Annotated in this window: 2 protein-coding genes; both read right to left on the reverse strand. The window is 71.2% G+C overall.

Features of this window, described 5'->3' with window-relative positions; all coding sequences use genetic code 11:
- Positions 1-109: 109 nt before the first annotated feature.
- Positions 110-637 carry a hypothetical protein gene (locus tag H596_RS0118870; protein ID WP_245584082.1) on the reverse strand — a complete coding sequence of 176 codons (528 nt, stop codon included), beginning with the start codon at positions 635-637 and terminating at the stop codon, positions 110-112.
- A gap of 468 nt (positions 638-1,105) precedes the next feature.
- Positions 1,106-1,297, reverse strand: a 192-nt coding sequence (locus H596_RS24285) for a hypothetical protein (RefSeq protein ID WP_037302095.1), incomplete at its 5' end; no start/stop codon positions are given.

Here is a 1,297-nt window from a genome sequence, read left to right on the forward strand (position 1 = left end):
CCGTGCCGGTGCCAGGCGGCGGCGCGCAGGGCGTCGATCTCCAGCGCGGAGGCCGGGCTGCGTGCCAGGTCCAGACACGACCGGGGCGGGCGCGGTGCACCGGCGAGCCTCATGCCCGGCCTCCCGAGGATTCGGTGGCCCAGAGCAGCAGGGCGATGGCATCGGCTTCGTTGTCGTCGGTCGGCGCGAAGCCGCGCGCCCGCATCGCGGCGACCATCGCCGCCTTGTCGGCGTTGCCGCGGCCGGTGGCGAAGCGCTTGATCGTGCCAACGGGCACGCCCTCGTAGGCGATACCCGCCTGCTCGCACCAGGCCGTCAGCGTCGCCAGGAAGCCGGCATAGACGTGCGAGCTGTCCGTGCTCACGTGCCGCCGCACCTCCTCGAAGGCGATGCGCGCCAGGCCGCCGGACAGATCGGCGACCTCGGTCAGCCAGGCGCGGAAGCGCAGGAAGCGCATGCCGCCGCCCTCGAACCGGCCGGGTCGGAAGGTCATGGTGCCGGAGGTGATGCCGCCGTCGCGGCCGCGCAGCGCCCAGCCGGTGGTGGTGCCGAGGTCGAGGGCGAGGACGGCGTGAAGCCGGAGCGCGACGGGCAACGGTGCGGTGATCTGCGGACCGCTTGCATGCGCCGCGGGCATGGGGAGAGTCGAGTGAGCCATGGGGTCTCCGAAAGGGGATGGCTGTGGTGAGGGCGGCGACGGCGCGGTTCTTGGCGGAGCTCGCCGTCGCTGCCCGGCTTCGAGAGGCTGATCGCGTGGTGGGCGGCCCGCGAGCGATCGGGCTGCGGGCCTGCCACGGGCTGGCCGTCCAAGCCGGTCCAACCCAGCCCAAGCAGGTGAGACAGGAGTTCGGTTGGCTTGTCAGCGACTTGGCGCGACCCGTCCAACCCGTCCAACCTCCCGACCGCCCCCAATACCCCGTATAGGAAAACGTATGTCCGGCCGACCTACATCCTTCGCGCATGGCTCTAAGGGAGAAGGTTGGACAGGTTGGACGAGATGGGACGAACGAGCGGAAAGCCGCAGAAGACCTGCGCTTCCGGCTGTCCAACCTGCGGCGTGCGGGTTGGACAAGGCTGGACGAGGTTGGACCGCGCGGTCGCTGCGTCATCGCCCGGGAGTTCCTGGCGCCATGTAGCGCCACTCGCGCGGCGGCGTTGTCGTCCGGTACTTCACCCACTTCCTGGCGCGGAAGAAGGCGCCGACCCGCATCTGGTCGGCGCGCGTCCACTTCGCGGCCTCGATGCCGAGCGCCTGCTCCAGCACCTCGCCGATCGAGACGTCGGTCAGCGGCTGCGC

The organism is Rubritepida flocculans DSM 14296 (assembly GCF_000425365.1).
GTDB lineage: Bacteria > Pseudomonadota > Alphaproteobacteria > Acetobacterales > Acetobacteraceae > Roseococcus > Roseococcus flocculans.

Bases quoted from the DNA above. Each gene is read 5' to 3' on its own strand.
- H596_RS0118870 (WP_245584082.1), bottom strand. From the start codon at position 637: ATGCCCGCGGCGCATGCAAGCGGTCCGCAGATCACCGCACCGTTGCCC.